The 7414-nt window shown below is 59.1% G+C and carries 4 protein-coding genes; 2 read left to right on the forward strand and 2 right to left on the reverse strand.

Annotated features, from left to right (window positions below):
* Both AAAC48_RS00595 and AAAC48_RS00600 read right to left on the reverse strand, forming a co-directional pair.
* Positions 1–1601 (reverse strand): SulP family inorganic anion transporter (locus AAAC48_RS00595; protein WP_340652306.1); only part of this gene is annotated, 1601 nt, incomplete at its 3' end.
* 153 nt (positions 1602–1754) lie between these two features.
* Entirely contained in the window at positions 1755–2336 is a 582-nt protein-coding gene (locus tag AAAC48_RS00600; RefSeq protein WP_340652307.1) for a TetR/AcrR family transcriptional regulator, read from the reverse strand.
* A gap of 181 nt (positions 2337–2517) precedes the next feature.
* Here AAAC48_RS00600 and AAAC48_RS00605 point away from each other — a divergent pair, with 181 nt between their 5' ends.
* Together AAAC48_RS00605 and AAAC48_RS00610 are read left to right on the forward strand one after the other, a co-directional pair.
* Positions 2518–3738, forward strand: coding sequence for an efflux RND transporter periplasmic adaptor subunit (locus tag AAAC48_RS00605; protein ID WP_340652308.1), 1221 nt, complete (start codon positions 2518–2520; stop codon positions 3736–3738).
* Between the two features lie 36 nt (positions 3739–3774).
* Positions 3775–6996 carry an efflux RND transporter permease subunit gene (locus AAAC48_RS00610; RefSeq protein WP_340652309.1) on the forward strand — a complete coding sequence of 1074 codons (3222 nt, stop codon included), beginning with the start codon at positions 3775–3777 and terminating at the stop codon, positions 6994–6996.
* The last annotated feature ends 418 nt before the right edge of the window (positions 6997–7414 follow it).

A 7414-nucleotide genomic window follows, 5' to 3' on the forward strand; every position in this document is an offset into this window, starting at 1 on the left:
CCAGTGATAAAGAACCGGACGCCTGCCCGTTCCGCCTTGCGCGCCGAGGCTTCAATGACATTGGCAGCGGTCGAATCAAGCAAGGGCACGGCGGAACAGTCGAGAATGAAGTTGCGGCGCTGGTCGGCGATGCGATCAAGGATCGTGCCGACGGTCGAGGCCGCACCGAAGAAGAAGGCGCCGGTCAGGCGATAGACAACAGTGTCGGGGTCAGTTGCGGTCCGGACATTGTAGTCCGTGTGATCACCATTAGTTGCATCGGCCACGTCATCCACCGCAAAGGGCTCATGGGCTTCCAGCGCCACGCTCTTGGCCATGCGGTCGATGAACAGAATCGTACCCAGTGCAAAGCCGACGACGATGCCCTCGGTTAGATCGCGGAAGATGACCAGCGCAAAGGTGACGAGAAGCACGACGGCATCGCCGCGCGATGAACGAATAAGCGCTCGAAACGCTTCCCGCTCGATCATATTCCACGAAACGACGGCAAGAACTCCGGCAAGCGCGGCGAGCGGAATATAGCTCGCAAGCGGCGCCGCAACGAGCATGAACACCAGCAGGAATGCCGAATGCATTATGCCCGCAATCGGACTATAGGCGCCCGCCCGGACATTGGTCGCAGTCCGCGCGATGGCCCCGGTGACGCAAATGCCGCCGAAGAGCGCCGATCCGATATTGGCAAAGCCTTGCGCAACCAGCTCACAATTCGAACGGTGCCGCCGGCCGGTCATCCCGTCCGCGACGACCGCCGACAGCAATGATTCAATAGCTCCGAGCAGCGCGAAACTGACGGCGTCAGGCAGGACGGTCAATGCCAGTTGCGGCGTGAATGCCGGCAGTGCAGGAATGGGCAAGGTTCGGGGTATGCCGCCAAAGCGCGTGCCGAGCGTTTCCACCGGAAGGCCGAACAGGACTGCCGCCAGCGAAGCGAGACAGACCGCGATCAGCATGCCCGGCCATGAAGGCCGCCAGCGTTTGAGCGCGACAATTGCGCCAATGGTCAAAAGCGAGATCGCAACGGCGGCGAAATTGATCGTGCCTGCAGCCTCGCCCAGTGCGACAAGCTTGGGCAACAGGTCGCCCGGCTCCTTGCCTGCGAAATTGAGGCCGAAAAGCTCTTTCAACTGACTGGCAAAGATGATGACGGCAATGCCGGCGGTGAATCCGACCGTGACCGGATAGGGAATGAACTTGATATAGGTCCCAAGCCTCAGATAACCGGTGACAACCAGGAAGGCGCCGGCCATCAATGTCGCCAGGATCAGACCATCGACGCCATGGCGGTCCACGGTGGAGGCGACAAGCACGATGAAAGCGCCCGCAGGACCGCCAATCTGGAAACGGCTTCCACCCAGCGCCGATACGATGAACCCGCCGACGATGGCTGTGAAAAGTCCCTTGTCCGGTGTGACGCCAGACGCAATGGCAATCGCCATCGAGAGCGGCAGGGCAACGATCGCGACCGTCAGCCCGGCAATCACATCCGCCTGAAATTTCGTGCGGCCGTAACCTTCACGCAGGACCGTGATCAGCTTGGGGGTGAAAAGTTCGGCAAAGTTCGGCGGTGCCTGATGATGCTGCGATCGATTGGCTGAGTCCAATTAGGAACCCCTCTCTGAAGTGAGAGCGGCGGGATCGTCGGCATCCAACGTCGGCGGTCGCCGTCGCGACATGGACGGATACGTTGATCTCGTCCGGCTGCGAGTATACAGCCTCCCGCCTTAATCAACAGTTGCTGGAAGTCGTGTTGTCTCTCAGCCCGGAAAAGACTTCATGGCAATGTCGACGAGCCGGTAGACCTCGTCACGACCGGCGCCGCTCGAGGCCTGGACGGCCGTGCCTTGCGCAACCGTCATGATGAATCGGGCGAGATCCTCGGGATTGCTGTCGGCGGGCAGATCGCCTTCCCGTTTGGCGCGTTCAAAGCGCCTCGCGAGCGCCTTCTGCCCTACCTGGATTCTTTCGACGATGGTCTTGTGAATCTCCAGCGCCGCATCGCTGCAGGCCCTGGCCGCATTGACGACAAGGCAGCCGCCGGGATTGCATTCTTCGGTCTGGGCGTTGACGAAACCACGCAGGATATCAAATGCGACGGTGCGCGCGTCCGGTTGCTCCAGCGCGCTCCAGAAGAAGGCCATGTAGTTCTGTTCGTAACGCTGAAGCGCCATGCGAAAGAGTTCTTCCTTATTGCCAAAAGTGCCGTAGAGACTGGGTTTGGTGATGCCCATACCGTCAGTCAGGTCAGTGATGGACGTGCCTTCATAGCCCTTTCGCCAAAACAGCTCCAAAGCTGCCTGCAAGGCATCATCCGCATCAAATTCCCTCGGCCGTCCCATGGACAAGACTCCCTAAAAGAATTATACCGCTCGGTATAAAATCGGTTGACAGCTGCTGTGCCGCAGCCTTATATCATCGTTCTATACCGATCGGTATGGAACGTCAATGCCCGGTTCTGGGATCGAGTTCCCGATTTGCCATCCTCCCAATGGCACAAACTTTCAAAGCAGGATGACCACGATGTCAGTCAGCACTTTCAAGAAAAGTCTTTATGTCAGCGGTATTGTTCTGACGCTTGCAGCGGTCGGCGGCACACAGTTTCTCGAATTTCCGAAAAGCCATGCGGAAGGCGAGAAGCAGCCTGCTGCGGCACAGGCCATGCCCGTTTCGGTTGCCGTCGTCCAGGCCAAGCTCGTCACCCAATGGAACGAATTCTCCGGCCGCCTCGAAGCGGTCGATGCGGTTGAAGTGCGCTCGCGCGTAGCCGGCGCCGTCCAGTCGATTGCCTTCAAGGAAGGCGCAATCGTCAAGCAGGGCGACCTGCTCGTCAAGATCGATCCGGCTCCCTACGAAGCCGAGGTTGCCCGCGCCCGCGCCCAGGTCAGCGCTGCGGAGGCGAAACTTGCATTTGCCAAGAACGAACTCGAGCGCGGCAAGCGCCTTGTTGATTCCCGCACGGTTTCACAGAGCGACTACGACCAGCGTCTCAATGTCCAGACCAGTGCTGAGGCTGACCTGCAAGCAGCGCAGGCGGTTCTCAAGACAGCAATGCTCAACCTCGACTACACCGATATTCGTGCACCGATCACCGGCCGTGTCGGACGCATTGAAATCACGCCGGGCAATCTGATTGCTGCGGGCCCGAGCTCGCCGCTTCTGACATCGCTGGTCTCAATCAGCCCGATCTATGCAAGTTTCGAAGCCGATGAGAACATCGTTGCCAATGCGCTGGCCGATCTTCCCGAGGGCTTGAACAGCCGCGATTTCGTTGATCGCATTCCGGTGCAGATGGATGTGCAAGGCTCGAACGGCGTCGCAGGCAAGTTGCAGCTGATCAACAACAGCGTCGATGTGGCCAGCGGTACCGTCAAGGTTCGCGCGGTATTCGACAATGTGAACGGCAAGCTGATGCCCGGTCAATTCGCCAAGGTGCGCATGGGCCAGGCCAACGAGCGGCAGGAACTGCTCGTCGATGAAAAAGCTGTCGGAACCGACCAGAGCAAGAAGTTCGTCATGGTCGTCAACCCGAAGAACATCGTCGAGTACCGCGAAATTACCCTTGGCGCGCGGGCCGATGGGCTGCGGATCGTCACGGGCGGCCTCCAGGCGGACGAGAAGATCGTAGTCAATGGCTTGCAGCGTGTCCGCCCTGGCTCCCTCGTCGCGCCTGAAACGGTGGCGATGGGTGGCCAGGCTCCCAACCAGCAGGCGCTGGCGGACCAGGCCAAGGCAAAGCAATAATTGAGAGCCCCGCAAGGGGCAGGTTTGGAACCTGAAATGAATATCTCCAATTTCTTCATTGATCGCCCGATTTTCGCGGGCGTTCTTTCTTTTGTGATTTTCCTTGGCGGCCTGATTGCTCTGACGGCGATGCCGGTTTCGGAATATCCGGACGTCGTACCGCCATCTATCGTCGTGCGCGCGCAATATCCGGGTGCCAATCCGAAGGTCATTGCCGAAACGGTTGCAACGCCGATCGAGGAATCGATCAACGGCGTCGAAGGCATGCTCTATATGGGCAGCCAGGCAACCGCCGACGGCCAGATGACGCTGACGGTCACCTTTGCGCTCGGCACGGATCCCGACAAGGCGCAGCAGCTCGTACAGAACCGCGTCTCGCAGGCCGAACCCCGCCTGCCCGAAGAAGTGCGCAGCCTCGGCATCACCACGGTGAAGAGCTCCCCTGACCTGATGCTGGTGGTCAACCTCATCTCGCCCAACAACCGCTATGACATCACCTATCTGCGCAACTATGCTCTGATCAACATCAAGGACCGGCTCGCTCGCATCAATGGTGTCGGCGACGTGCAGCTGTTTGGTTCCGGCGATTACTCCATGCGCGTCTGGCTCGACCCGCAAAAGACCGCGGAACTCGGTCTTTCGGCAACAGATGTCCTCAACGAGATCCGGGCGCAGAATGTGCAGGCTGCAGCAGGCGTGATCGGCGCATCGCCGAGCCCTAACGACGTCAATCTGCAATTGTCGGTGAACGCGCAAGGACGGCTTCAGACCGAAGAAGAATTCGGCCAGATCATCGTCAAGACCGCCGCAAACGGGGCGATTACCCATTTGCGCGACATTGCCCGGATCGAGCTCGGAGCAGCGCAATACTCACTGCGCTCACTGCTCGACAACAGGCCCGCCGTCGCAATTCCTGTATTCCAGGCGCCTGGTTCGAACGCGATCCAGATCGCCGATCAGGTCCGCGCCGTCATGAACGAGATGAAGCTGACCATGCCGGAAGGTGTGGACTACGAAATCGTCTACGATACGACGCAGTTCGTCCGCGCCTCTATCGAGGCCGTGGTGCACACACTTCTCGAAGCCGTTGTGCTGGTCGTGCTCGTCGTCATCCTGTTCCTGCAGACGTGGCGCGCATCGATCATTCCGCTCATCGCGGTGCCGATCTCGATCATTGGCACCTTCGCGGTGATGCATCTCTTCGGCTTCTCGGTAAACGCGCTCAGCCTGTTCGGGCTGGTGCTGGCCATCGGTATCGTCGTGGATGACGCCATCGTCGTGGTGGAAAACGTCGAGCGCAATATCGAGAACGGACTAGCGCCGCGCCAGGCGACGATACAGGCCATGCGCGAAGTGTCTGGTCCGATTATCGCCATTGCGCTGGTGCTGGTAGCGGTGTTCGTGCCGCTCGCCTTCATCACGGGACTGACGGGACAGTTCTATCGCCAGTTCGCACTGACGATCGCTATCTCCACCGTCATCTCGGCGTTCAACTCACTGACCTTGTCACCGGCGCTCGCCGCGCTGCTGCTGAAAGGTCATGACGAGCCGAAGGATGCCCTGACGCGGTTCATGGACAAGACGCTGGGCTGGCTGTTCCGCGGTTTCAATGCCGTGTTCACGCGCGGCGCCAATGGCTACAGCAAGGGCGTGCGCGGTGTCATTTCGCGCAAGACTGTGATGATGGGTATCTATCTTCTGCTGATTGGCGCCACAGCCTTCATGTTCAAGAGTGTACCTGGTGGTTTCGTGCCGCCGCAGGACAAGCAATATCTGGTCGGCTTCACCCAGCTGCCGGATGGCGCGACGCTTGACCGGACGGAAGCGGTTGTCCGCCGCATCGGTGACATGGCGCTGAAGATCCCGGGTGTTCAAAGCACTATTGCTTTCCCGGGGCTCTCGATCAACGGTTTCACCAATAGCGCCAATGCCGGCATTGTCTTCGTATCGCTCAAGCCATTTGAGGAACGCAAGACGCCCGACCTCAGCGCCGGTGCAATCGCGATGCAGCTCAACAAACAGCTGTTCGGCATCCAGGAATCCTTCAGCGCCGTGTTCCCGCCTCCCCCTGTGCAGGGTCTTGGCGCGATCGGCGGGTTCAAGCTGCAGATCGAGGACCGCAATGGTCTTGGCTATCAGGCCCTCGACGATGCGACGAAGGCTTTCCTTGGCAAGGCGGCGACCGCGCCGGAACTGACAGGACTCTTCTCCAGCTATCAGATCAATGTTCCGCAGCTTTATGCCGACGTGGACCGTGCCAAGGCACGCCAGCTCAACGTATCGTTGCCAGAGATCTTCAATACGCTGCAGATCTATCTTGGCTCCGTTTACGTCAATGACTTCAACAAGTTTGGCCGCACCTATTCCGTACGCATGCAGGCGGAATCGGATTTCCGGGCCAAGGCCGAAGACATTGGCGACCTGAAGGTACGTTCCGGCTCGGGAGAAATGATCCCGCTGTCGGCACTGCTCAAGGTCTCGTCGAGTGCCGGACCCGACCGCGTCATGCGCTACAACGGCTTCCTTGCGGCCGATGTGAACGGCAATGCGGCGCCCGGCTATTCTTCTGGTCAGGCACGGGCTGCTGTGGAAAAGATCGCCGCCGAGACCCTCCCCGCCGGAATCGGCTTCGAATGGACGGAACTGACCTACCAGGAGATCATCGCGGGCAACTCGGCCTATCTGATCTTCCCTTTGTCGATCCTGCTCGTATTCCTGGTTCTCTCGGCTCAATATGAAAGTCTGGCCCTGCCGCTGTCGATCATCATGATCGTGCCGCTCGGGCTGCTCGCCGCCCTCACCGGCGTCTGGCTTACGGCTGGGGACAACAACGTCTTCACGCAGATCGGGCTGATCGTGCTTGTCGGTCTCTCCGCCAAGAACGCGATCCTGATCGTCGAGTTTGCGCGAGAGCTGGAGTTTGCCGGAGCGACGCCCTTCAAGGCGGTTGTCGAGGCAAGCAGGCTGCGGCTGCGACCAATCCTGATGACGTCGCTGGCCTTCATCATGGGCGTGGTGCCGCTCGTGACGTCGACGGGCGCCGGTGCGGAAATGCGCAGCGCCATGGGTGTGGCGGTGTTTGCCGGCATGATCGGCGTGACACTGTTCGGCCTGTTCATGACACCGGTCTTCTACGTGCTGGTGCGTGCGCTGACGGGCAACCGTAGGCTCAGGCACGCCACCCATGGAAGCCATTTCGAAGGCGAATCCGGCCACAATTCGGGCACGATTCTCCCTGCCGCGACCCCAGCGGAATAAGAAAAATCCCAGCGGTGCACGTGTTTTTCATCCCGTGCACCGCTGCAAACAAGCCACTGAAATAAAAGCATTTTCTATTAACTGCATGAGCGCCTGAAAGGCCGATCACAGCGAAGTTGAACAGGAACGAGAATTTTTTGGGTGACAAAAAGTTTCAAACTGTTACAGTTTCGTGACTAAGCCGAAATTCGGTACTGACGATCATGACCCGGTTCGCTTCTTGTGAGGGTCGTTAAATCGGGAGCAGCCCTTGACAAGCTTTGCCGCAGCCAATGACAACCGGAAGATCAGCAACGGGTTTATTCCGTTCGTCGTCTTTGTCGTATTTACTGAAATTGCAGCCACGGTGCTGCTGACCTTGCCAAATTGGTATTGAGGCCGCAGCCCACTTCTTCGGGTTTCTCGATCTTGCCAATAT

Source organism: Phyllobacterium sp. (assembly GCF_037994405.1).
Classification (GTDB): domain Bacteria; phylum Pseudomonadota; class Alphaproteobacteria; order Rhizobiales; family Rhizobiaceae; genus Phyllobacterium.

What these genes read in the sequence shown, in the direction of transcription:
- AAAC48_RS00610 (WP_340652309.1), top strand. Translation starts at nt 3,775, where the DNA reads ATGAATATCTCCAATTTCTTCATTGATCGCCCGATTTTCGCGGGCGTT.
- AAAC48_RS00605 (WP_340652308.1), top strand. Translation starts at nt 2,518, where the DNA reads ATGTCAGTCAGCACTTTCAAGAAAAGTCTTTATGTCAGCGGTATTGTT.
- AAAC48_RS00600 (WP_340652307.1), bottom strand. Translation starts at nt 2,336, where the DNA reads ATGGGACGGCCGAGGGAATTTGATGCGGATGATGCCTTGCAGGCAGCT.